Raw genomic sequence first — 24773 nt, forward strand, 5'->3', positions numbered from 1 at the left:
GATTTATAATTTTTATTTAAATTTATACTTATATAATAATGGTAAGAGTATGTTGTGTTAGCCCTTGTCTATTACAGAAACTTGAATAAGCCACCTATCAAATAAAGGATTTGGACGTCTAAGGTCACTTTTCCACCATATTTCAGTTAGCTGCACTAGGTGTGTTTAAGAGGTCAGGAATTGTCCTAATAACTCAATTTCAGGTGGTGGGAGGAGCGATGTTATTACTAAAAAAAGGGCTTATTGAAGTGGATTATTTATGATTACGGTCTATTTTTTTTAAAACCAGATGCTTAAGGATATTGGGCTGTTTTGCAAACTACACCCAGACATCTTGGCACCTAAAATAAAGACAAACCAACATCCAATACATTTTTTACCAACCAATTATTAAATCAATTGCCAAATCCTTCACCAGTACTGCACAGGATGGTTTGATTAAATCAAAACCCTACTTTTAGGCTTGCCTTTAAATTTAAGCCGAATTAAAGACTTTGGTTTTTATCTCAAAAAGGAATTGTTTAATCCTCGTAAAATCATGATACAATAGCCCAAATACCTAAAACAATGAATAAAATACCATTTTTAACGCTCTCCCTCTTTCTTTGCTGCGCTTGTCAGAACCAAGAAAAAAAAGCCGAAAAGCCTGTAGCTAGTCGTCCAAATATAGTTTTCATTTTAGCGGATGATTATGGGATCATGGACAGCCAGGCCTATGCGCAAAAATTCACAGGTGCGGATACTTCCAAAATGTTCTATGAAACGCCTAACATAGACAGACTCATCAGCGAAGGCACTGCTTTTTCTCAAGCCTATGCCAACCAACTGTGTTCGCCTACCAGGGCAAGCCTACTCACTGGCAAATATGCAGGCAGGCTTGGTTTTACCACTGCCATGCCGCCCAGGGCTACTTATTATAACCAGGATATAGCTGTTCCTGAAGGACAGTATATTCATGATGTATTGGAGCATAAAGACAATATAATGATAGAACAAGCCTTGATAAATGGCATTTCCAATTCGGCCATTCCCACAGGATCTGACTTGGACAAGGGCTGGGATGAATTGTCTATAGCTGAGGCATTGGAAGATTATCACTCGGCTTTTATTGGAAAATGGCATATTGGAGGTTTTGGAGCAAAAGGCTACCAACCCGAAGATCAGGGATTTGAACCTCTGGCATGGTATGATGCTGGTGGATCGTCCTATTTTAATTGGAAGGACCGATGGAATGATGCTACCAATAAGACTTTCCCTAAGCTGGCACCTGAAAAACTGGATATTGGAGATGCCGGGAATCCAAGCTCTGAGGAATACCTCACTGATGATTTGACCACACAGGCTTTGAATTTTTTGGAGCAAAGGGCTAAAACCAAAGAGCAGCCATTCTTCTTGTATTTTTCCCATTTCGCTATACACTCCCCTTATCAGGGTATAGCAGATGAAATCAGTTATTTTGAGGGTAAAGATACTAAAGGATGGAATGGCCATAAAGACCCTACCTATGCCTCAATGATCAAAGGATTGGATCGTTCCGTGGGCAAAATATTGGATAAACTAAGCAGCCTAGGACTGGAAGAGAATACCCTGGTAGTATTTATGTCTGACAATGGAGGAATAGATGCCGCTATCACTCCAAGAGGTGATGGTACCAGCAATAGTCCCTTCCTGGGAGGAAAAGCTTGTCTTACCGAAGGCGGCATCAGAGTTCCCTTGATTTTTCGATGGAAAGGCAATGTTCCTTCAGGACAATGGGTAGACCTAGCCATAGATTGTACAGATATCTATCCTACCTTACTGCAAGCAGGAGGCTATAACGCAAAACAAATAGTAGCTGCAAATGACCTGGATGGTGAGAGTTTAATGGGGCTGTTAACAGACAGTAAAAACCAAAAGAAAAGCTATACCAAAACAAGTCATTACTGGCACTATCCATTCAATGTAATTTACAATAGCCCTTACGAACCTTATCCATTGACACCACATTCCGCTATCCGAGAAGGCGATTTCAAACTTATATTTGATTGGTATGGAAGGTTACGTTTGTACAATATTGAAAATGATCCATTTGAAAAAAATGACTTGTCTAAAACTTCTCCTGTGCAAACCAAAGAATTATTCATAAAGTTAAAAGAATGGATAAAAGAAAACATTGACAAGCGATACTGGCCCACATTGAACCCAAGCTACAATGCGGACAAGGAGGTAAGGGATGAGAAATTTAAAGTGTTATTTAATGATATTTTATAAGTGACTTAACGTTTTAATAAAGCAAAAAATAAAAAGGCATACAATTGTAAATTCAAAAGTTTAAATAACTTTAAAAGTTACACGTAAAATAGCTGATTAACAGATGTTTATGTAGAATAAATATTAATATAAATGATTTATATTTATGAATTTTACAATTCAATTAACGCCCTATTTAGACATACTTATATAGAATTTAAACTATTATAAATTTGATAAATCTGATGATTAGCTAATCATCATTTAATGGAGTAACACTCATCTAAAATCGAGTGATATTAGTATTTAATTTGAATAATTCGATATTATTCATAGTTTAAATAGCACATTTAAATTCTATTAATTGTCAGTATTTACCTGTTAAAAAGGAAGAGGACTATCCTATAATAATTATCTCCATAAAAAATATCATGGTTTTTAAATATGGATATAAAGTATTAGAAAATTAGCAAGGGTTGATAATAAGGTAACAATAAAGCTAATGTCCATTTTAAAGGAGGCTGTAATCTAAACTCTGTCTAAAACTTTGAATTTTAGTTAAAGTTTATAAGATAGAGGAATATGAAAGAACAAGAGAGTGCATTTAAGAAGAAAGTATTAGAACAGTTTTTATCAGGAGACAATTTATTCGGAAAGGAAGGAGCTTTTGCTCCGATACTCCAAGAGTTTTTGCAAGAGGCTCTTGAGGCTGAGATGGAAGAGCATCTTAAGGATGAAGAAAAGGGATGGGCCTCTGGCAACAAACGAAACGGACGAGGAAGCAAGACAGTAAAGAGCAATCTTGGAGAAGTGACGCTCCAAACACCTCAATACCGTAGGAGTAGTTTTGAGCCTCAAATTATCGAGAAAAGGCAGCGAATCTTAGCCGACAGTTTGGAAGACCAGATCCTCGCTCTGTATGGTATGGGAAGTAGCATGCGAGATATATCTGCCCATATTAAGGAGATGTATGACACTGAAGTGTCCACCGAAGTGATCAGCGAAATTACTGACCGGGTGATTCCAGAAGTCAAGGAATGGCAGAACCGTCCGTTAGAGGAAGTTTACTGTATCGTATGGCTTGATGCTATGCATTTCAAGGTACGGGAAGAAGGCAAAGTGCGACATAAGGCTCTATACAATGTCTTGGGTATTACTAAGCAAGGGAGAAAAGAAATACTGGGCATGTACCTTTCCGAAAGTGAGGGAGCAAACTTCTGGCTTCAGGTGCTCAGTGATCTACAACACCGCGGGGTACAGGACATTCTGATAGCCTGTACAGACAACCTAACAGGGTTTCCCGAGGCAATCCAGTCTATATTTCCAAAAGCTGAGGTGCAACTCTGCATCGTGCATCAGATCCGCAACAGCCTGAAGTATGTGGCCAGTAAGGAACAAAAGGAGTTTGCCCGTGAACTCAAACTGATCTATGGAGCTGATACCAAAGACCAAGCAGAGGCAGCATTGATGGATTTGGAGGAAAAATGGGGGAAAAAATATCCAGTAGTCATTCGTTCATGGAACAACAACTGGGATCGTCTTAGTACCTTTTTTGCTTATACTAAGCCCATTAGGAAGATTATTTATACCACGAATGCTGTTGAGGGGTATCATCGACAAGTAAGAAAAGTCACCAAGACCAAAGGAGCTTTCACAAGTGATATGGCTCTGCTAAAACTGGTTTATCTTGCTACAAGGAGGATCGAAAAGAAATGGACATCTCCTCTTCACAACTGGGGGTTGACAGTTCAACAATTAGCGATTAGATTTGAAGGGAGGTTGAGCTTGGATGTAGAATAAAAATTAATTATTTAGTTCCCTTCCCCAGGGGTACCCCTGGGGAAGGGAAGGACAGAGTTTAGCTAACACTCCCTTTTAAAGCAAAAAAATAGGATAAGACTTGTTCTCTAAACAAACCTTATCCTATCTAAATACGAACTCGAAAGGACTAACAATTCACTACCTTCCCATCCAGCCGCCATCTACCAACATGGTGGTACCATGCATATAAGATGCGGCCTCAGAGCATAGGAATACGGTAGGCCCAGCAAAGTCTTCCGGCTTGCCCCAACGGCCCGCAGGTATCCTTCCAAGAATACTAGCTGATCTTTCCGGGTCATTGCGAAGTGCTTCTGTATTGTCTGTTTCAATGTAACCAGGAGCAATGGCGTTAACATTTACTCCTTTACCTGCCCATTCATTGGCAAAAGCCATGGTCATCTGGCCTATAGCGCCCTTGCTTGCGGCATAGCCAGGCACGGTAATGCCTCCCTGGAAAGTCAATAAGGAGGCGGTAAAGACAATTTTACCTGCTCCCCTATTTACCATTTCTTTACCGATTTCCCTGGTAAGTATAAACTGGGCATTTTGGTTTACTTCGATGACTTTGTCCCACATTTCATCAGGATGCTCAGCAGCTGGCTTTCTGAGAATGGTTCCTGCATTATTGATAAGGATGTCTATTACCGGAAAATCTTGTTTGACGGCATCGATAAAGCGATACAAAGCTTTTCTATCACTAAAGTCACAGGCATAACCTTTAAATGTTTTTCCCAATGCTTTTACTTCTTGTTCCACTGCACTGCCTGATGTTTCGAGGGTGGCACTAACGCCAATGATATTCGCACCTGCTTCTGCCAAGCCTATGGCCATGGCCTTGCCTATCCCTCTCTTGCAACCGGTTACCAAAGCTGTTTTACCTTCTAAATTGAAAGCGTTCAATACTGACATTTTAAATTGTTTAAATGTTAAAATTTTTAATACCTCGATAGAGGTAATTTCGTAATGATTTTGTCAGCATTGTTGCAGAAAAAAAAGCAACAATACCTCCAAAATCAAGATGTGATTAATCTTTTTCTACCAAGGGCTTGCACCCTTGGCTGTTATATTACGCCCCGCTGGGGCTTGCTGAGGTTAAATGAAATAATCCACGACCACATTAATAAATAACGTTGTGATTTTGTCAACATAGTCGCAGAAAAATCAGCAACAATACCGACAAAATCAAGATGTAATTAATCTTTTAGACCAAGGGCTTGCACTCTTGGCTGTGATATTGCGCCCCGCTGGAGCTTGCTGAGGTCAAATGAAATAATCCACAACCACAGTAATAAATAACGTTGTGATTTTGTCAACATAGTCGCAAGAAAATCAGCAACAATACCGCCAAAATCAGGTTCTATTTTTATACTTCAGTCCTTCTATTAAAACCCATGGCTACAACCAATCATATCTTGAGCAAATTAGATGGAACAACCTATTTGGGATTATTTGCTTTTAAAGCTGGCAATCCATTAATACTTTTAAGCCAGAAGGATTTTTATCTATGGACTCAAAAACCTGCTGAATATTGCTCAAAGGCTGTACATCGGTGATCATTTTTTCAAAAGGTAGCTCGTTGGCAGTGATCAATGCAATGGCTTTTTCATAATCCTCCTTTTCATATACCCTTGCCCCTATAAGCTTCAATTCCTTCCAAAAGAATTTGAACAGATCTACCGGTTTCTTTTCCCCATGGATGGCAACCATGACTATTCTCCCTCGAATGCCTGCCAGCTCCGTCATTATGTCCAGGGCAGGCTGCACTCCTGCTACTTCAAAAACCACATCGGCCAGTCGGCCTTCTGTTTGCTCCCGCACCAATTCAACAATATCCGTTTTTGTAGGATTAACGGCCTGCAGGCCAAATTCCGCTGCTTTTTTTATTCTGGTCTCATTGACCTCAGAGATAATCACATTGGCGCCGGCATTCTTTGCGACCAAAGCCACCAATAAGCCTATTGGCCCACCACCTAGCACTACGGCTGTTTCTCCGGGCACCAGACCACTCATTTTAACGTCGTGAACAGCTACAGATAGAGGCTCTATCAATGCTGCCAATTTCAAGTCTGTTTCATGTTTTAATTTGTGCAAAACAAAGGCCGGAACATTCCAATATTGCTGCATGGATCCCGGACTATCAATACCAATAAATTTAAGGCCTGCACAAATATGGTTGTATCCTTTGTCTGAAGCTTTGACCAAGCGATCATCCAAAGGCCTAACCACTACTTTTTCACCAATTGAGTAATCATTGACATTTTCGCCAACGGCATCTATGGTTCCTGACATTTCGTGCCCGATGGTTTGGGGTATAGCTACCCGCTTGTCCATCATTCCATGATAAATGTGAACGTCTGTTCCACAAACACCTGTATAGGCCACCTTAATGCGGACTTCATCATGAGCTGGTTCTTCCAATGTTTTATCGATGACAGAAAAGGAGCCATTGCCGTTATAAACTGTTGCTTTCAAAATTGTATAGGTTTTAAGTTATGATTAGGTTAATAGACTAATATTGAATTGTCAGCTATAGCTTCAATTCCTAAATGAAATGCAGTAAAACCCGGTATTGGAATTTTAAATGATCCTTAAGGCCAAAAATTAAAGGGATCTTTCCAGGGTAAAATCAAATGGCATTTCATATAAAAACTATTTTTTTAAATTATTGTTTTCGATATACTCCCTTCTTAGTTGTCTTGCAGTTTGGTATTCACCAGAATGATGCCATCCCGGAGGTTTGACGATATACAATAGTTTATTCTTCAGTCCCGGGGCATTGATTACATCCCGATAAAGAGCTATAAATTCCCCAAAGTAAACATCAACAAAGTTACCGGAATCCATTTTTCGGGTAATCCCATATTCTATTTCAATTTTATCGTCTTCATCCTGAAAAGTACCAAATATTTTGTCCCAGATAAGCAATAAATTACAGAAATTAGTGTCCATGTATAAGGGGTTTTTGGCATGATGCACCCTGTGGTGGGAAGGCGTAAGGATGATCTTATTGAGAAAACCCATTCTCCCGTCCTTCATCAAATTTTCACCTACATGAATAAAGGCACCATAAGTACCATCAATAAACATAATCACAAACAACATCTCAGGAGGAACTCCCATTAGTATACACACAGCGGTACGTATGGTGTCAGCATAAGGCGCTTCCAGAAAGAAATGCGCATAAGTAACAGAAAGGTTCATGTTCTCTGGTGCATGATGGGTAGAATGCAGGCACCAAAACAAACGGACTTTGTGCCCCCAATAATGGTACAGAAAATGCGCAAACTCCCAAACTATATAGCCATAAATAAACCAGTACCAGGTAAGTTCTGCATGGAAAAGCGCATAGGGTTCCAACAAGCCTATGAGTAAAACCACCATGGCAATGGCGATAAATCTACCCACAATCCGATTAAAAACATAAATCAAGAAATTGACCTTATAAACCTTGGTTTGTGGCTTTTTATAAATAAAACTTAAAATCAGTTCTAGTAAAACCAGCAAGGGAATAATTGGGAAAATCAATGAGGTGATGCCATCATAGGTCTTAAATGCTGCATAATCCCCAGAACTTAAGATTTCCATCAATCTGTTGATGCCTAAAAACCCGGTTATTTCACTGAATAAATTGTTTAAAAACTCCATTTGTAATAATAAGATAATCTAGGTTATTGGTTTATGACTGGTCTTATCCTTTTGTTTAATAAGTCAAGCCTTAACCATCATTTGGGTTTTGTATTTGTTAAATCTGGTTTTTAAAATAGTAAATAGGAATCTAAATTACATGAAAAAGAATCCAAATCAACTTTCAAGGATTCATGGCAAACCAGGTATTGGCATTTTTATAAAATATCTTATCCACAACTTCCTTAGGCAATTTAATTCCCTGGAAGGATGAATTGATCAAATCACTCTCCATTTCATTGTCTGTAACAAAGTATTCCCAATCCCTTTTCCAGGCACTCTCCATAGTGGCCTCCAGTTCTTCTTTGGTCATGTTGTCATTATCAGCCAAATCAGTTGCATACAATATCCTGTCCTGGTATTTAATAAAGAAGTCTCTGACTTTTTCTCTGTTTTCTACCGTTTGGTAAAAAACCTGTCCCATTCTAGCGGCAAGACCAATAGCCATGTTAGGAAATTTCTCAAACCTTTTGGCCAGTTCGTCAACACTATACTCCAAGCTCCCCATATGCGCCCCTAGAAATCTAAGGTCAGGGTGTTTTTCTAACATTCTATCCCGACTGGCCACAATATCTTCATGAGAAGGCATTTCAGGATGCAGGTACATATGGTATTCCGGATGCTTTTTAAAATAACTTCTATCATTATTGGTCGTCATTTCATCCAATGGCAACCAACAATTTTTAGGTTCTCCAAGATGTCCCATTAAGGTTTTGCCCCTTTTCTGAATATGGGCTATAATAGGATCGAACTTAACATCGTCGATCGAAATTAGATTGCCTGCAGTATCTCTGGATACCATGCCTATATTCTTCCAAACCTTCACTCCCACTGCTCCTTCATCAAAACAACTGTCTAACCAGGAAATTACTTTTTCTTCCCAAGAAGGAGCATCAAAATCCGATACGGCAAATGCAGTTACCAGATCGACAGTTTCAGGGTTTTGCTCCTGTTGTATCTTACCAAAATTGTACTTGATATAAACATCATCCCAACCCTTATTTATTTCCAAGGCAACATTCACCAAGTGAAAATTGTCAGCCTTGGCCTTTTCCACGAAATAAGGCCTGTCTGACATAATATGAATGTGAACATCTGTCTTTTTGACCTTAGTATAATCTTCCAGGGAATAATATGCATTGTCCTCAGCACATGAGGCAAAAATTGTTAGCGCAAAAATAATAGATAGGTACTTTTTCATTGAAATAGAAATAGGAATGGTTAGGGATTAAAACAGGAAAAAGAGATTATTGTCAACGCATCTACAATTGGTTAAATACTTCAACTCTTAAATCCGATGCTAAAATTTGATACGAGTATCGTTTTTGGTCATCAGGCTATTTCGGCATAATTTAAAGGAAATTATTCCCAGTAAGAAAAAAACGATAAAAAAATTATTTTTTAATCCTCTATATATTTAAAAAAATAGTAAACTTTGTCCCTCTAATTTTAATCAGGACCAATAGTTCTCAATTATTAAGACCATATCATCAGAACCTTTACATCTTAACAAGGTGTAGTAAATTAAATTTTAATGCATTCCTCAGTAAAACCACTTCTTAGTCTAGGTGTTTCTTTCCTTCTGCTTTTCAGTTGCACCCAAGAAAAGTCATATTCAGATATTTCACCTGTAGAGCGTCTCGATCCAAAAAGAGCAGAAGCACCTTTCCCTGAAGTTCCTATTCCTGAATCAGCAGACCTGACTTCTCCAAGATGGAAAGGCATTGACCTAAGCCCTTTGGCCCCTTTGGTTCCATTGTCTGCCAATGAAGAACAAAAGACTTTCGTTCTCCAACCTGGCTATACTATTGCGCCAATACTGACCGAACCACAAATCAAAGAACCAGCAGCCATACAGTTTGATGGCAATGGAAGAATGTATGTACTAGAGTTAAGGAGTTATATGCAGGACATAGATGCAGTAGGTGAATTATTACCTACCAGCCGTATCTCAAGATGGGAAGACAAGGACAATGATGGCATCTATGAAGATGGCGTTGTGTTTTTAGACAGCTTGGTTTTCCCAAGATTTGTCGTTCCATTTGGACCAGGTACTATTCTGTCAATGGAATCCAATGAAGACGAAGTTTATAAGTACACAGATACCGACAATGATGGCAAAGCAGATAAAAAAGAATTGTTTGCTACCGGTCTTGGAAGATCCGGCAATGTAGAACACCAAACCAGTTTCCTTACCTGGGCCATGGACAATTGGATGTACAGTACCTACAATTCAAAGCGAATTAGATGGACACCTGATGGGGTAATTCAGGAACCAACAGGAAATCCTTATGGCCAATGGGGAGTGACTCAGGACAATTATGGACAGGTGTGGTTTCAGGATGGTGCCGGTGGAGTACCCCGAAACTTTAACTTTCCAATCGTGTATGGCAACTATTCTGTGAAAGAACAATTCCAAAAAGATTTTAGACTCCCTTTCAGTTTGGTAAGATTAGCGGATTTTGAACCTGGTATGAGGGAAACAAAACCTGATGGTTCATTAAATAATGTAACAGGTGCTGCTGGAAATGATGTTTTCAGAGGTGACAGATTGCCAAAAGAGTTGGTTAACCAGTATTTCTATGGTGAACCTGTAGGTAGAATAGTAAGACAGGTATATTCGGAAAAAAAGGAAGGAATCACTTCTATTCAAAACCAATACTTGGATATCGAATCAGAATTCATTCAATCTACAGACCCATTCTTCAGACCAACAGATATGGCAACTGCACCGGATGGCACCCTGTATATCGTGGACATGTACCGTGGGATTATCCAGGAAGGTAACTGGACCCAGGATGGAAGTTACTTGCGTACAAAAATCCTTCAGTACCAAATGGACGATGTCATAGAGAATGGAAGAATCTGGAGAGTAACCTATAAGGGTATGTCTAGAGACAAAAACAAGCCCAAAATGTTTGAAGAAAGTGCTATTGAACTTGTCAAGCACCTGGAACATCCCAATGGATGGTGGAGAGACAAGGCACAACAACTCTTAATTCTGAGACAAGACCATTCTGTTCAGGCCGATTTGGTAAAAATGGCCAAAAGTTCCAGCAATGAACTGGCTAGAATCCATGCCTTATGGACTTTGGAAGGTTTAGGCTTACTTAAAAAGGACCTTGTATTGGAATTTTTCAAGGATGAAAGTGTGGCTATCAGGATTCAAGGACTACGAGCTAGCGAAACCTTGTATAAATATGGAGAGAAAAGCCTTGAAAAGTCCTACCAAGAAAGGACTTTGGATGCTGATCCTTCAGTAGTCATTCAGGCCCTTCAAAGCGCCTATGTTTTAAAAGTTGCCGGTATCGAAGAAACCCTTAAAGCTATTCAGCAATCCAATCAAGCCAAAGGGGTTCAATTGGTCACTAAACAGCTATTGGAAAAAATTGCTGAAGCAAAAAAACTAGCAGAAACACAGTATTCCCCAGCTGATCTTGTGCTATATAACCAAGGAAAAACCATTTTTGACAGTTACTGTGCAACTTGTCATGGTGTAAAAGGGCTTGGAACGCCTACTGGCGCTGCCGGTGGTCAATTGATTGCACCAGCATTCTCAGGTTCACCACGAGTTCAAGGTCATCCGGAATACATCGTCAAGACACTTCTTCATGGCCTTACCGGAGCAATAGAAGGCAAGGAATACGAAGGGGTAATGATTGCCATGAATAGCAATGATGACCAATATATTGCTGCTGTTGCCTCTTATATTAGAAATGAATTTGGTAACTCAGGAAGCTTTGTGTCAGCAGATTATGTAGCAAAAATCCGTAAAGACACCGAACAAAAGGATGGGAATTACCAATACGATGCCTTGGTAGCTGAAGTACCAAAAGTACTTGCCCCTCAAGACAACTGGAAAGTAACAGCAAGCAGTACCTCTTTACAAGGTGTAGGGTCAACAAGAGATCCCTCTTATGTCTTTGGTTTTAAAGGTTGGAAAACCGATGGAAACCTAAAAAATGGCAGTTGGTTTCAGGTTGAATTGCCAAAGGCGGCAGCCCTTGCGGAGTTAACTTTTGAATCTAGAGATGAAATGAATCTAGGGAATTATAAAGTTATGGTGTCCTTAGATGGTAAACAATGGACTGAAGTAGCTCAGGCTAAAGGAAATCAAGGAGCCAACACCGTTAGTTGGGACAACAGTTCCGAAGCCAAATTTATAAAAATTGAAAGCTTGGAAGAAGGCGAAAAGCCTTGGAATATGCGGAAATTAAATGTCTACGCCAGATAAATATTAAAATGGTGACAAATCAAGGCGCTTTCAGCTCTGATTTGTCACCATTTATTCTAAAAACGATTGCCATTTTTTTCTGGGTTATTGCCGGATGCTAAGACCCCGCCATTAACTTTTAAATCTTAAAATTTTGTCAGCATTGTTGAAGAATAAAAGCAACAATACCGCCAAAATCATGTAGTGCTCATTTTTTTACCAAGGGCTGACACCCTTGGCTAGGTTATTTCGCCCCTTGGGGCTCGGAAATTCGAAATAATCAAACTTCCATTAATTCATGAGAATTTCTGTATTGAATAAAGGAGTTAGAAGGGATTATTAATAAGATTCTCTAACTTTTATCAGCCCAACCAGTTCATTATTTAAAGGATTAATCCCTACAGGGAATAAAAAATTGATTGCCTATTTCAGGTTAAAATCAAAAGGTAACCTTATAGTCCGATATTACTGCAGTAGAGACACTTCCGTATTGTCCTTCTGGCATTCCCAATTCATAAGGTGTGGGCTTTATCCATTGACTTCTTACACCTTCCACGGTAAGTGTGCCTGCTGGATCAATGGTTACAAATGCATAAAGTGGATCCTTATACGCAGCAATATGCGGCAAGTTAGGGTATTTTTCGTATTGCTCCTTTGAGAACCTATCCAAACTGGTATACTTCTCTCCCATCCACTGGTATGACATGCTATTGATTTCTATATAATCAATTCCATTCAAGTGGCGATGAAAATCAATATGATTGTGCCCATTAAAACAGCATATGACTTTCTCTGCCTCAGCTTCCATTATCTCCTGAATTCGCAACCTGTTTTTTACTCCCCATTGGTGGTGCCATAGACTTTGGTGGGAAAGTACAATAGTCGGTAATTTTGTGGCAGCAAGGTCAGCTTGAAACCATTCAATCTGCTCGTCATCAATATAGGTCCTTACCGCACTTTCCACATAAAAATTGGCTTTATGATAATCAATATACTTCCCATCTTGAAACAAAAAATTGGCATCCAAGGTGATGAAATGGACTCCCTTCAGGTCATAAGAATAATAAGTATTGGGCATGCCCCAGAAATCCAACATTTCCTGCTTTGAATTCCGATCCATGTCATGGTTACCAAGGACATGGTATTTAGGCCCTTTGAAAGTTTCCCAGATGCCCATAAACTCCTTGTTTTTATCATCCCCCATACAAAAGTCTCCCAATTGTATCACCATGTCAACCTCTCTTAAGATGGCCTTGTCTATAAACTCCTCCAATCGCTGATTGGCGTCTGGTGTCAAATCTTTGTGCACATCTGCCACCAGCCCAAAACGCAATTTTTTGGCATTCTTCTTACTTGCAGCATTGGCTTTAAAGGACAAAGAAGTAAATGGCAGGGAGGCCAGCAAGGAACCTGCACCCAGTTGGTGGACAAACTTTCTACGTTTCATTAATTAAATATCAGTTATTTGAAAATGGTAAAGAATAGTGATCAAAGGCTAAATTAAAAGTGTTTAACTTCTAATAGGTTAATACAAACGCTTTAAATAGCTTTCTTTAAGTACTGTTTCAATGTCTTCAGATGAAAAATTCTCACTATTGATATGATCTGCCAAAACTTTGGCAACTACCGGTAATTCCTCTTTTTCCAGCCAGGTTTCAGGTTGCCACAATTTGGACCTTAAAAAGGCCTTTGCACAATGAATATAGCACTCTTCAACTTCCACTACTATCCCTACTTCAGGACACTTTCCATTGACCTGCTGCTTTTCCAACAAATCCTTGTCACGGGTAAGCAAGGCCTTTCCATTGATTCTCAAAGTTTCTTTCAGTCCGGGGATAATGAAAATAAGGCCGATTTGAGGGTTCGAGAGAATGTTTACCAATGAATCGCATCGCTTATTTCCAGGTCTTTCCGGAATGATCAAGTATCGCTCATCAAGGACAGTTACAAAACCCGCCGGATCGCCTCGAGGAGACACATCACATTTCCCTTCTTTATTAGAAGTGCTTATCAAAAGCATTGGAGATTTGGCAATATAATTTTTACAATGCTCGTCAATAAAATTGATCTCTTTTTTCTGCACCAACTCTCTTGGGTAACCAAGGATTTCCCTCAATTCCTCGACAGTACTTATCTGATTTTTAAAGGCATTATTCATAAATTAAATATTTTCTTAAATACAAGATATGGTTTTTCTTTTGGAAGCTTCAATTCCTGTCTCCTTTAATTCCACCTAATCTATTTATACCTAAAAGGGGTTACTACGAAGACTTTGAGAACATTAATTTAATCATTAATCTAATATAATTGGATCAGGAATATAGGATTGGTATCCAGTCATCCCTTAGTGGGATTATTTTTATTTAGTATTTGAATAGCCTTTGCATAATTCAGATTAAAAGCTGATTATTGCCAGCACCTTAGCTGGAACTAATTGACTTGGGATTAACTTTTAATCAGTAGTAGAGGCTATAGCCCATTTAGGTAAAAAAACCAAAGGAATTATGGGAAGTGAATTGGAGGAAAAACTTGAAGAAAAAAGCATAAAACCAACTACCATGAGGTTATTGGTTTTAAGAAAATTAGTGGAATCAACTGTTGCGGTGAGTCTTAATGACCTTGAAAGTAAGTTTGACCGTGCAGACAAGGCCACCTTATACCGTACCCTAAAGACCTTTGAAAAGAAAAAATTGATTCATAGCATAGAAGATGGAACGGGAGCTGTAAAATACGCACTATGTGAAGAAGGTTGTGCGTGCGAGCCAAAAGATCAACACATCCATTTCCATTGTATCAAATGCAACGAAACATTCTGCCTTACACAAACCAAAATCCCTGCCGCCAGTATTCCGGCCGGTTTTAATGCATTAAGTGTTAGTATGGTTTATCAAGGCGTTTGTAATAAATGCTCTTGACCAATTTCACCTTAATGGTATCTAACCCTTCCGGGGGTAAAGGAAAGATTCAATAATCTTACCTTTTAATCTTTTGGAAAATAAAATAGAACAGTTAATAACCCTCATTCAAATAATCTGACCACAGGTCAGGGTAATGCTTTTTTAATGATTCACGCAGAGTATTTTAAATTAGAGAAAACGTCACACTGAAACTTAGACCTAATCGCATTTGGCCAAAACATTAACGGCTATGGACTATAGTTTTAAAACTTATTTGATGGTTTTTTATAACCGGCGATAAATATTGAATATTAAATCTTTAATATTGGGTTTTATTAGACTATTTTTAACTTAGAACTTTTAATTATGCGTTTCAAAAGTACCATTATTGGAATGCCATTTTTGGCAATTATTTTAACTTCAAGCCTTAACCTATCTTGTATTTCAGATGATAATGAGCCTGAAGAAGGAGCTTGTGGGGGAAATGAGAATTTCCCTTATATGGAAGAAGGAAATCAATGGACCTACCAACTGGAATCATTTTTCATGGCCGATGCAAAGATGACCGTAACAATAGCTGAACCATTGGAACCGAGGAAGTTCAAGGTATTGATTGATTCAGATCTAATTGATGAACCAATAGAAAATATATGGTTTTCCTGTGGAGAAAATATCTCCCAAATGAATACAGCTACAGATGACCCCTTAAATAATATTTTCAGGAAAAATGACCCTGCCATAGGAACCACTTGGGAAGGTAATAACAACAATAATGTTGGGAAGTATGAAGTCATTGATAAAAATGTGAAGGTCACTACCGATGCAGGATCTTTTGTGTGCGATAAAATTACTTTTCATATTGAGGATGCATTTAATGTGGATACCATTTATGAATCATCGAACTATGGAACGATCAAGTATGATGGGATATTTTTAAAATATGAATTATCCCAAAAGAACTTTTAAAAAGTGCTAATGATAATAAGTATTGGCATTACTTCTGAAATAAAATTAGCTATTAACCATTAAATTTTGGGTGGTTTACTATGAATCGGTAATACCAGGACAATTGTTACCATCTTGAGGGCCTTTTTAAGGATCATTTTGCACCAATTTCCATATTAATTTAATTCGTATTCCCATGGTATTTAACTAAATTGGCTTATATGAACAAATTTCTAGCACAGCAAAAAATGGAGATCTTTAATAAAAAATTCAAATGGGTTATCTTTCTGGGTTTGCTCTTGCTGTTGATGCCGGGTTTTAGCCAGGGACAAACCGATACGCTCACTACTTCTTCAGACAGTATTATGATTACCATCATGATGAAACACCATCAGGACAAAAACATTGAAGAGTTGAGAGAAATCCGTAATAAGAATGGATTTTTAGAAAATTTTCCTCCTCCTTCCGCCCGCGTAATCAATTGGTACGTGATGATGGGAATAGGTCAGGTGGTAACCCTTAAAATTCCTGCCAGCGAACTCCGCAACCTCAACATAGCCGTGGAAAAAAGTGTTTGGGGGGCCTTCTCTACCGAGTTCTATCCTACCTATGACCTTTATCCGGTGATTAAGGAGGCCAAAGAGAAATTAAAAGAAGGTCAATAAAGTTAAACTTTATTTAACGAATCATATTTACCTCATTATCAGATTGATAAATGTTGAATAGTAAAAATTAATTTTACTCCAAAATTCACTTTTAGTCCAACAAAAGCCAACATGACGAAAAGAATTTGCCTTATTACTGGAGCCAATGCAGGCATAGGATTTGAAACAGCCAAAGCACTTTGCGTAAAAGGTTATAAAGTGATTCTTGTCTGTAGAACAAAGGAAAAAGCCACCGCGGCAATAGCCAAAATACAGCAGGAATATCCGGAAGCCAACATGGACTATGCCATTGCTGACCTGAGTTCTCAGAAGGAAATAAGAAGTTTAGCGGAAGTAATTACTGACAAATACCAGGTGATAGATGTTTTGATTAACAATGCAGGAAGCTGGTATTCTGATATGGTGTTGACGGATGATGGAATAGAGCGACAATGGGCCATCAATCACCTCGCTCCTTTTTTATTGACCCATTTACTATTGCCTTTACTGATCCAGGCAGAAGACCCAAGAATTATAACTGTCAGCTCAGATTCCCATTTTCATGGCAAAATTCATTTTGAAGATGTCAATCTGACCAATAATTACCATGGCCTGCGGGCTTATGCACAGTCCAAGTTGGCCAATGTATTGTTCACTCGAGCATTTGATCAATTAAAACCCGATAAAAAACTGAGCATCTATGCCGTTCAGCCTGGTTTGGTAAAAACAGATATCGGCCTTAAACATACCTTCTCCTTTCATGGGCTGATGTGGAAACTAAGAAGGCTAACAGGCAAAATGCCAGCCGAAGGTGCTGCTACTTCTATTTTCCTCGCGGCTGATGAAACGGTAAAAGGTGAATCAGGAAAATATTGGGACAAATGCAAGCCCAAAGCAGTTTCAAAAAAAGCGGCTTCTATTTCTGACGCTGATAGGCTTTGGGCAATGAGTTGTAAGCAATGCGGAATTAACGATTATTTTGGGAATATAACCTAATGCGTATTGTATACGCGAAACAAACGCTCCAATAACCGCATTTTAGTGGCCGTAGGAAAAAGACGAGACAGTTTGACCAATACCCAATTGATTTTGCCAGGAATGATTATGGTTTTGCCCTTCAATAAGCCTTTTAAACCTATTTCAGCCACTTCACCTGGCATCAACACTACCAATTTAGCCCGACTTCCATGGGCTTTCATGCGTTCTAGGCCCTCTGCATTGGTCACAACCGGACCAGGACAGACCACAGTAACACTAACGGGGCCTCGTTTCAGCTCTTCCCTAAGCGCAAGGCTAAAGGCATAAACAAAATTTTTGGAACCTGTATAAACCGCTTTATAAGGCAATGGCAAATTGGCTTCCATACTGCTCATGTTTAAAATATAGGCTTTGTCCTGCTTTTGGAGTAGCGGTAAAAAATAATGGCACATTCTGACCAGCACCTTGTTATTCAAATCAAGGATCTGAAGTTGTTTTTCCAAGCCTATATTTTCAAACCTCCCTCCTGTTCCAATTCCGGCATTATTGATCAATACATTGATTGTCAGTTTCTTTTCAATACAAAAGTCATACAATTGCTTTACTGCATCCTCTTCTATAAGGTCAATGGGGAAAATATGCACCTTCACATTCCATGAAGCTAAAATTTCCTTTTGAACCGCTGCTAGTTGCCCATCTGCTAAGGCCACCAACACAAGGTTCATTCCTCTTGCAGCACAAGCCATTGCAAAAGCTCTACCAATCCCCATACTGGCCCCAGTGATTAATGTGAAATTTTCTCCAATCATAGGCTTAAGTTAAAAAAACCTAACAAAAAATCCCTCTTATCCTGCAATTCTGAATAAAAATGCCTTTAGTCTCTAAAACTTTAAATCTTTTTCAAAGTCATTGTTTACCTTTATGGTCTATGCAAAACAATGATGTAATAAGAAGTTTGAGGTATACTTTTGATTTTGGAGATGACCAAATGATTAAAATCTTTGGTCTCGCAGAACTGGAAGTAACCCGAACGGAGGTAAGCGACTGGCTTAAAAGAGATGATGACCCGGAATCAAAACCCATCAATGATTTTAAATTGGCTGTGTTTTTAAACGGCTTTATCATTTACAAAAGAGGTAAAAAGGAAGGTCCTCAGCCCGTTCCTGAAAGCAGACTGAGCAACAACCAGATTATACGCAAGATAAAAATTGCCCTTGAGCTCCAAAATGAAGACATCATGGAGATTTTAGCTTTGGCAGGACGGGAAATGAGCAAGCATGAAATAAGTGCCTTCTTCAGAAAACCTGAGCAAGCTCAGTACAGGCTTTGTAGAGACCAGGTTTTACGTTATTTTCTGCAAGGTTTGCAACTTAAATATAGAGAGCAGCAAAACAAAAAAAATTGATCAATGGTGCAGTTTAAATCAAATTCCACTGCAAATGCAATCCATTGTGTCAGGACGAGCGTATTGTTGTTTTTAATGTTAGTGTATTTACCTGGATTCGGTCAAATAATCAAAAAACCGATTCCAGACAAAACAGTCATATTGACTTTTGACGATGGGGTCGCAAGCCATTATTCTAATGTTGCTCCCTTATTAAAAGAGAGAGGATTTGGTGCTACCTTTTTCGTCTGTGAATTCCCCCCTAACTTTTCGGACAGCACCAAGTACATGAACTGGCGACAAATGCAGCAGTTGGACAGAATGGGTTTTGAAGTGGCCAACCATACCCACAATCATGCTCCTGTGGGGAAATTATCTGAGGAAGAAATCCTACAGGAGATAAACTATATAGAGGATAAATGTGATTCCTTAGGCATTAAACCTTTGATAAGCTTTGCATACCCAGGCTATTCAATGAGTGAAATCGTCCTGCAGGCCCTTGACAAAAAAGATTACTTATTGGCCCGGGCGGGAGGTAAAAGAGCCTATAATCCTTTAGAGGACCACCCTTACCTCATTCCAAGTTGGGCGACCGATTCAGAAAATGAGGCTGAAACAATGAAAGCTTTATCGCAAGCAAAGGATGGACAAATTGTTGTTTTAACCATTCATGGGGTACCTGATCTGGAACATCCTTGGGTAAATACCCCTCCAGAGATGTTTTTGAGGTACCTAGATTTTCTAAGCAACAATGAATACAAGGTCTTGTCCTTTGAGCAATTGGCTGAGTACATCGATTTCAAAAAAGCGAGGAATCAACTCAAGGTAGACTTGAATAAACCATTAAGGAACTAGTCTCGAAGGTTAAAATCATCAATGGCAATTAAATTCGGCTTGGTTTTAGTGCTTAAATACATGTTGGTAATACCTGCAAAATGACCTTTTTTGAAGCCTTTACAACGGTTAATTAAAGGTCTAATTCATTTTAAAAATAAGAAGATATTGGTATTTAAGTTTAACAGTCTTCCAATGCATTAAATGCTATAAATTTATGTGATTGATAGCGAATTAGATGCTTTGGAGCCCAATGAATATATTTGGTTTTTAGAAAATTAAGCAGTAATCTTGTCTTGAAAAGGGCTTTTTTAATCATTATGCCATTAAAATGTCTTTTTAAAGATTAATAATAAAGAATTTCAATTAATCATTAAACATATAAACAATCATGTCCAAAAAAGTAGTTACACTAGGTGAGGTAATGCTTCGCCTTTCTACCCCTGATTTTAAGCGTTTTGTACAAACTGATACTTTTGACATAACCTATGGTGGCGGTGAAGCGAATGTGGCTGGAGCCCTTTGCAATTATGGGCTGAATGGCACTTTCGTGACTAAGGTTCCCGATAATCCTATTGGGCAATCAGCCATCAATCACTTGCGCAGGTACGGTGTGGACACACAATACATTGCTAGAGGTGGCAAACGACTTGGTATCTACTTTCTGGAAACAGGAGCATCTATGAGAGCTTCTCAGGTAGTATATGACAGGGCTGATGCTTCCATTTCAGAAGCTGAAATTTCTGATTTTGACTTTGATAAAATATTTGAAGGTGCAGTTTGGTTTCACACCACTGGCATTACGCCTGCATTGAGTGACAAAGCAGCAGCATTGACTGAAGCAGCACTTAAAGCAGCCAAAGCAAAAGGTGTTACTACCAGCATTGACCTTAACTACCGTAAGAAATTATGGAGCAAGGAAAAAGCCAGGGAAGTAATGAGCAGACTTTGCCAGTATGTGGATGTTTGTATCGGCAACGAAGAAGATGCTGAAACTACATTAGGCTTCCACAGCAAGGAAACTGATGTTACCAAAGGTGAATTGAACCTTGAAGGCTACAAAGATGTATTCAAGCAAATGAAAGAAAAATTCGGATTCAAATACATTGCTTCTACCCTTAGAGAAAGCTACAGTGCTTCTGACAACGGATGGAGTGCTTTGGTATATGATGGTGATGAATTTTATCATTCTAAAAAATATGACATTAGAATCGTTGACCGCGTAGGTGGTGGAGATTCTTTTGCCAGTGGATTCATTTATGGTTTGATTCAGGAAATGGGCCTTAAAGGTGCTACTGAGTTTGCTGTTGCGGCATCCGCATTGAAACATACCTTCCCAGGAGACATGAACCATGCAACACTTGCAGAGGTTGAAGTACTAATGGGTGGAGATGCAAGTGGTAGAGTTCAACGATAGTAATACTTAATCCAAAACAAAACCATGATACTTGATACATTATCCAATGCCGCAAGATACAATAGCGTGCATCCATTGTTTGAAAAAGCATTCGCTTTTATACAGTCCAGCAATTTGGATGAAATGGAAGAAGGCAAATATGTAATTGACGGGGATAATTTAATAGCTGCTGTTTTTGAAAAAGGAGCTAAAACTCAGGCCGAATCCAATGAGAAATTTGAGTGTCATGACAAGCACATTGATATTCAAGTTTTAATCAAAGGGAAAGAGAGCATTGGATGGAAACCGAGAGAAAAGTGCACTGAGGTAAAAGGAACCTATAATTCTGAAAAGGATGTATCCTTTTATGTTGATGAACCAGAAATGTATTTCGGAATGGAACCAGGAGAATTTGTAATTCTGTATCCTGAAGATGTACACTCGCCTATGATTGGCGAGGGAGATATCAAGAAAATGGTTGTTAAAGTTAAAATTTAACAAAAGGAAAGAACTTGCTAAAAATCAATAACTTATATAAATTACCCCGGGAATTCTCCGGGGTAATTTACTTTAAATCTTATCAAGATGAATAAAAACGAAACTATACTTAAGAAAATAACCGATCAAGCCATTCTCCCTCTATATTTTGATGCGGATGAAACTGTTAGCCTTGAAGTATTGAAAGCGCTTTATGCGGCAGGTATTCGCCTGGTAGAATATACCAACAGAGGTGAAGCGGCATTGAACAACTTCAAGAAAATGGTTGCGCTAAGAAACAGTGAAATGCCGGATTTGTTGTTGGGTATTGGTACCATTAAAAATGCGCAAATGGCCACGACTTATATTGAGGCTGGAGCTGATTTTATCATTTGCCCAGGACTTGTTGAAGAAGTAGTAGAAGTTGCGAACAAGCATGACAAGCTTTGGATCCCTGGATGTATGACTCCTTCTGAGATCATCAGAGCAGAGAATCTAGGCGCTAAAATGATCAAATTGTTTCCAGGTGACATGCTAGGACCCAATTTCATGGCTGGTATTAAATCATTGTTCCCAAATTTGATCTTTATGCCAACAGGTGGCGTGTCTTTAGACAAGGACAATGTTGAAGCTTGGTTTAAAGCTGGAGTAAGTGCCGTAGGTATGGGCAGTAAATTGGTTAGCAAACAATTGCTTCAAGAGAAAAACTACGCTAAAATTCAAGAAATGGCAGAAAAAGCCATCAAAGTAGTCAATGAAGTAAAAGGATAAAAACAATGGCGGTCAAGAAATTGGCCGCTATTTTTAGGATATTTTTTACTCAATCTATTCCTTTCTTTTAAAGGATTTTTCTTGTGATTATGGTTCTGAACAGTGTGTTTCAAAATTTCATTAACAGATAAAGGAATAATAAAGGCTGTCCTACTCCGCAGGTTTCATATTTCTAATAGCCGCAATCTTCCACTGCTTCCCTTTTTTTATGGTTACAAAAGTGCTCCACATTTTTCGCTCTGTACCGTCCTCGTTTTTAATAATGTATCTTGCATCGGCCAAAGCAACATCTTCCTTCAAATAACGCACACGCTCGACTTTTAACACCCTGTCACCAGGATTGGTGCTAGAACTTTCGGCCATTCCTTTAACAGCTGCTGCCTTTCCGTGTCTCCATTCACCACTAGACACCAACTGATCCATGTCTTCAGTGATAATGTATTTGAGCATTACTGTATCTATGCTTTCTCTGGCCTTTGCATAGCTGGCAACCAGATCAATTATGGCTTTTCCATCTTCAAAGCTTTGGGCTTTGATAGAAAAAGAAATACCTGAAAACATCAATACAGACAATACAAAGGTTTTTGCTATGTTCATAGAAGATTGGGTTTGTAATAAAAGTAAGAATTTTTGTAATATTTCCCTATCTTTTTAACACTGATTATTCAATAGTTTGCCTATTGAATCCCCAAAACCCCATGAATATAGGGGTTCGATGAAACAGATGTGAAGTGTTATTGCATTTGAAGGTTAAACAGCCATAAGAAAACCTGCCCGTTGCTATAAAAACTTAAGGCGCTTTTATTTTAGAGGTTTAGCGGCCATAATTTCTTCTTGAATATTATTTCTTTATACCATCCAATTCAATCGAAAAACCAACTGGCAACTTAGTAACGATAGGCATATTAGAGTGGAAATCCTTTGAGAATTCGTTCACCTGCATATTGGAAGAAAAATTCTTTGATAAGTCTATGATGGGCATATTTGATTCGTCATCAGTTTCTTTGGTCCTAATTTCAGGATTAATGGTTGACTCAACTTTGTCCGTTTCAGTAGCCCTAATGGTTGACTCAACCTTGGGCTCCGTAAAATTGAGAAATAAATCCGGATTGAACTTTTTAATTGATTGGATATCAACCCTTGAAAAAATATCGCCTTGTTTGTAGGGATAGTGAACGGTTTGTCCAAAAGAGGCAGTTGATAAAAATACAATTCCAAAAATAAATACTATTCTAATCATGTCTTTATATTTTATTGAGTGTTGCTATCCTATTTTTATTGCAACGTTAAATTAAATATTAAGTTTGGATATATTCGTAGTAAGTCTATTTAATAGCCTTATTTATAGATAGATTTAACAATAAATAACGCCTAGAAGGGCTTTTTCGCCACTCATCCACCTTGTTCATTATTGCCCCACCTTTCGCTTCTTTGCTGCCAAAAAATTTCATTCAACAAATAAATTCTCAAATCCAGAAATCACAGTCCAATTACGCTAAAACTGGAGGTTAGGCAGTAGTAACATACATTTACAGACTGTTCGGCTCCCTTGACTTTTCGTTTTTAAGTTTCGTTGTTCCCCCGTTAAGTTTGCTTCATACGACTCTTGTAGTGAGTTCGCAAAAAATGATAAAGTTGTTCAATATTTCTTCGATCTACATGGTCGACCAGTGTTAACTGGGTGTTAGGAAATGTAAGTTTCATCTTCCTGTATCTCACACGATAAAGGTTGGTTTCCTCAGTCCAAGATGTGAGATCGTTCAGGTTATAAGTTCGAGAGCTGAATAATTTCGAGACCTGGAGATGATTTTTGTTTTGTTGAATTTTTGAATAGTTTTGGAGGTTCTTGACAATTAAATATCCACAAAAAGTTGGACAAAAAATCATTAAAACTTTCCATGTCCATTGTTGTTCAATGTTCCATAGCAAATAAGCCATCAGAGTTGACCCAATAAAAAACAGAAATGATGCTATTAGGATGGTAAAGTATTTCATAAAGCCGATTAGAGCCTAACGAAAGAATAAAACTATTTCTTTATGCCCTCCAATTGAATCCCAAATTTCACTGGTTTCTTGCCAAACATAGGTATTCTGGAGGGTAAATCTTTGGAGAAATCTTTGACAGGCATATTGGAAGAAAAACCCTTTGAAGGGTCTAAAATGGATACATTTGAATCTTCCTCCGATTTATTATCACTAACATTTGACTCAAGTGCTGGAACTTTACGGCCAAGTGATGACTCAAAGTTTAAGGTCCTATAGCCTAGATTATGAGGCACATCCAGATTACTTTGAATTGAATGGGGAATATGGCGGATAATTAATCCCTGTCCATAAGCCACCGATGAAGATAAGAGGATTCCAAAAATGAGTACAATTTTATTCATGACTTTATATTTTATTGAAAGGTCCTATCCTGTTTTGTTTACACGTTAAATTAACTATTAAGTTTGGATATATTCGTATAATTCCATTAAATAGAGCTACTTATAAATAAATT

Annotated in this window: 22 protein-coding genes; 12 read left to right on the forward strand and 10 right to left on the reverse strand. The window is 38.4% G+C overall.

Annotated elements, in window-relative coordinates; all coding sequences use genetic code 11:
- The first annotated feature begins 567 nt into the window (after window positions 1-567).
- Together AC0L7T_RS15225 and AC0L7T_RS15230 are read left to right on the forward strand one after the other, a co-directional pair.
- Window positions 568-2250, forward strand: a complete 1683-nt coding sequence (locus AC0L7T_RS15225; RefSeq protein ID WP_473336233.1) for a sulfatase — start codon at window positions 568-570, stop codon at window positions 2248-2250.
- 561 nt (window positions 2251-2811) lie between these two features.
- Entirely contained in the window at window positions 2812-4029 is a 1218-nt protein-coding gene (locus AC0L7T_RS15230; protein ID WP_473336234.1) for an IS256 family transposase, read from the forward strand.
- Between the two features lie 159 nt (window positions 4030-4188).
- Here the strand turns inward: AC0L7T_RS15230 and AC0L7T_RS15235 are convergent, their stop codons facing one another.
- The 4 genes from AC0L7T_RS15235 to AC0L7T_RS15250 all read right to left on the reverse strand — a co-directional run bounded on the left by AC0L7T_RS15235 (window position 4189) and on the right by AC0L7T_RS15250 (window position 8935).
- Window positions 4189-4959, reverse strand: coding sequence for an SDR family oxidoreductase (locus AC0L7T_RS15235; RefSeq protein ID WP_473336235.1), 771 nt, complete (start codon window positions 4957-4959; stop codon window positions 4189-4191).
- A 546-nt stretch (window positions 4960-5505) separates the two neighbouring features.
- On the reverse strand, window positions 5506-6522 hold the full coding sequence (locus AC0L7T_RS15240) for a zinc-dependent alcohol dehydrogenase (protein ID WP_473336236.1): 1017 nt from the start codon (window positions 6520-6522) through the stop codon (window positions 5506-5508).
- A 177-nt stretch (window positions 6523-6699) separates the two neighbouring features.
- A complete protein-coding gene (locus tag AC0L7T_RS15245) occupies window positions 6700-7695 on the reverse strand; it encodes a sterol desaturase family protein (RefSeq protein ID WP_473336238.1) in 996 nt (331 codons plus the stop codon).
- 163 nt (window positions 7696-7858) lie between these two features.
- Window positions 7859-8935 carry an amidohydrolase family protein gene (locus AC0L7T_RS15250; protein WP_473336239.1) on the reverse strand — a complete coding sequence of 359 codons (1077 nt, stop codon included), beginning with the start codon at window positions 8933-8935 and terminating at the stop codon, window positions 7859-7861.
- 333 nt (window positions 8936-9268) lie between these two features.
- On the opposite strand from AC0L7T_RS15250, the gene AC0L7T_RS15255 reads away from it, so the two are divergent.
- Window positions 9269-11968, forward strand: a complete 2700-nt coding sequence (locus tag AC0L7T_RS15255) for a DUF7133 domain-containing protein (protein ID WP_473336241.1) — start codon at window positions 9269-9271, stop codon at window positions 11966-11968.
- A 418-nt stretch (window positions 11969-12386) separates the two neighbouring features.
- Here the strand turns inward: AC0L7T_RS15255 and AC0L7T_RS15260 are convergent, their stop codons facing one another.
- On the reverse strand, window positions 12387-13394 hold the full coding sequence (locus AC0L7T_RS15260) for a metallophosphoesterase family protein (protein ID WP_473336242.1): 1008 nt from the start codon (window positions 13392-13394) through the stop codon (window positions 12387-12389).
- 78 nt (window positions 13395-13472) lie between these two features.
- Entirely contained in the window at window positions 13473-14105 is a 633-nt protein-coding gene (locus tag AC0L7T_RS15265) for an MSMEG_1061 family FMN-dependent PPOX-type flavoprotein (protein WP_473336244.1), read from the reverse strand.
- A 346-nt stretch (window positions 14106-14451) separates the two neighbouring features.
- On the opposite strand from AC0L7T_RS15265, the gene AC0L7T_RS15270 reads away from it, so the two are divergent.
- From AC0L7T_RS15270 to AC0L7T_RS15285, 4 genes are all read left to right on the forward strand, one after another.
- Window positions 14452-14862 carry a Fur family transcriptional regulator gene (locus AC0L7T_RS15270; protein WP_473336245.1) on the forward strand — a complete coding sequence of 137 codons (411 nt, stop codon included), beginning with the start codon at window positions 14452-14454 and terminating at the stop codon, window positions 14860-14862.
- A 348-nt stretch (window positions 14863-15210) separates the two neighbouring features.
- Window positions 15211-15810: a hypothetical protein gene (locus AC0L7T_RS15275; protein ID WP_473336247.1), complete on the forward strand. Its 600-nt coding sequence runs from the start codon at window positions 15211-15213 to the stop codon at window positions 15808-15810.
- A gap of 200 nt (window positions 15811-16010) precedes the next feature.
- On the forward strand, window positions 16011-16454 hold the full coding sequence (locus AC0L7T_RS15280; protein ID WP_473336249.1) for a hypothetical protein: 444 nt from the start codon (window positions 16011-16013) through the stop codon (window positions 16452-16454).
- Between the two features lie 111 nt (window positions 16455-16565).
- Complete coding sequence (locus AC0L7T_RS15285) at window positions 16566-17429, forward strand: SDR family NAD(P)-dependent oxidoreductase (RefSeq protein ID WP_473336251.1); 864 nt, start codon at window positions 16566-16568, stop codon at window positions 17427-17429.
- Here the strand turns inward: AC0L7T_RS15285 and AC0L7T_RS15290 are convergent.
- Window positions 17426-18220 (reverse strand): SDR family NAD(P)-dependent oxidoreductase, encoded by a 795-nt coding sequence (locus AC0L7T_RS15290; RefSeq protein WP_473336252.1) that lies wholly within the window; start codon window positions 18218-18220, stop codon window positions 17426-17428. The genes AC0L7T_RS15285 and AC0L7T_RS15290 overlap by 4 nt on opposite strands.
- Before the next feature lie 119 nt (window positions 18221-18339).
- Here AC0L7T_RS15290 and AC0L7T_RS15295 point away from each other — a divergent pair, with 119 nt between their 5' ends.
- The 5 genes from AC0L7T_RS15295 to AC0L7T_RS15315 all read left to right on the forward strand — a co-directional run bounded on the left by AC0L7T_RS15295 (window position 18340) and on the right by AC0L7T_RS15315 (window position 22273).
- Entirely contained in the window at window positions 18340-18816 is a 477-nt protein-coding gene (locus AC0L7T_RS15295; RefSeq protein ID WP_473336253.1) for a YehS family protein, read from the forward strand.
- A gap of 3 nt (window positions 18817-18819) precedes the next feature.
- Window positions 18820-19650 (forward strand): polysaccharide deacetylase family protein, encoded by an 831-nt coding sequence (locus AC0L7T_RS15300; RefSeq protein WP_473336254.1) that lies wholly within the window; start codon window positions 18820-18822, stop codon window positions 19648-19650.
- A 370-nt stretch (window positions 19651-20020) separates the two neighbouring features.
- A complete protein-coding gene (locus AC0L7T_RS15305) occupies window positions 20021-21046 on the forward strand; it encodes a PfkB family carbohydrate kinase (RefSeq protein WP_473336256.1) in 1026 nt (341 codons plus the stop codon).
- A gap of 24 nt (window positions 21047-21070) precedes the next feature.
- Window positions 21071-21523 (forward strand): NanQ anomerase/TabA/YiaL family protein, encoded by a 453-nt coding sequence (locus AC0L7T_RS15310; RefSeq protein ID WP_473336258.1) that lies wholly within the window; start codon window positions 21071-21073, stop codon window positions 21521-21523.
- Window positions 21524-21610: 87 nt separating this feature from the next.
- A complete protein-coding gene (locus AC0L7T_RS15315; RefSeq protein WP_473336259.1) occupies window positions 21611-22273 on the forward strand; it encodes a bifunctional 4-hydroxy-2-oxoglutarate aldolase/2-dehydro-3-deoxy-phosphogluconate aldolase in 663 nt (220 codons plus the stop codon).
- 150 nt (window positions 22274-22423) lie between these two features.
- Here AC0L7T_RS15315 and AC0L7T_RS15320 read toward each other — a convergent pair whose 3' ends face one another.
- The 3 genes from AC0L7T_RS15320 to AC0L7T_RS15330 form a co-directional block, all read right to left on the reverse strand.
- Window positions 22424-22870, reverse strand: a complete 447-nt coding sequence (locus AC0L7T_RS15320) for a DUF4440 domain-containing protein (RefSeq protein WP_473336260.1) — start codon at window positions 22868-22870, stop codon at window positions 22424-22426.
- Between the two features lie 244 nt (window positions 22871-23114).
- Window positions 23115-23513, reverse strand: a complete 399-nt coding sequence (locus AC0L7T_RS15325; protein ID WP_473336261.1) for a hypothetical protein — start codon at window positions 23511-23513, stop codon at window positions 23115-23117.
- A gap of 787 nt (window positions 23514-24300) precedes the next feature.
- Complete coding sequence (locus AC0L7T_RS15330) at window positions 24301-24660, reverse strand: hypothetical protein (protein WP_473336262.1); 360 nt, start codon at window positions 24658-24660, stop codon at window positions 24301-24303.
- Between the last annotated feature and the right edge of the window lie 113 nt (window positions 24661-24773).

The organism is Cyclobacterium sp. 10D3-21, from assembly GCF_055809755.1.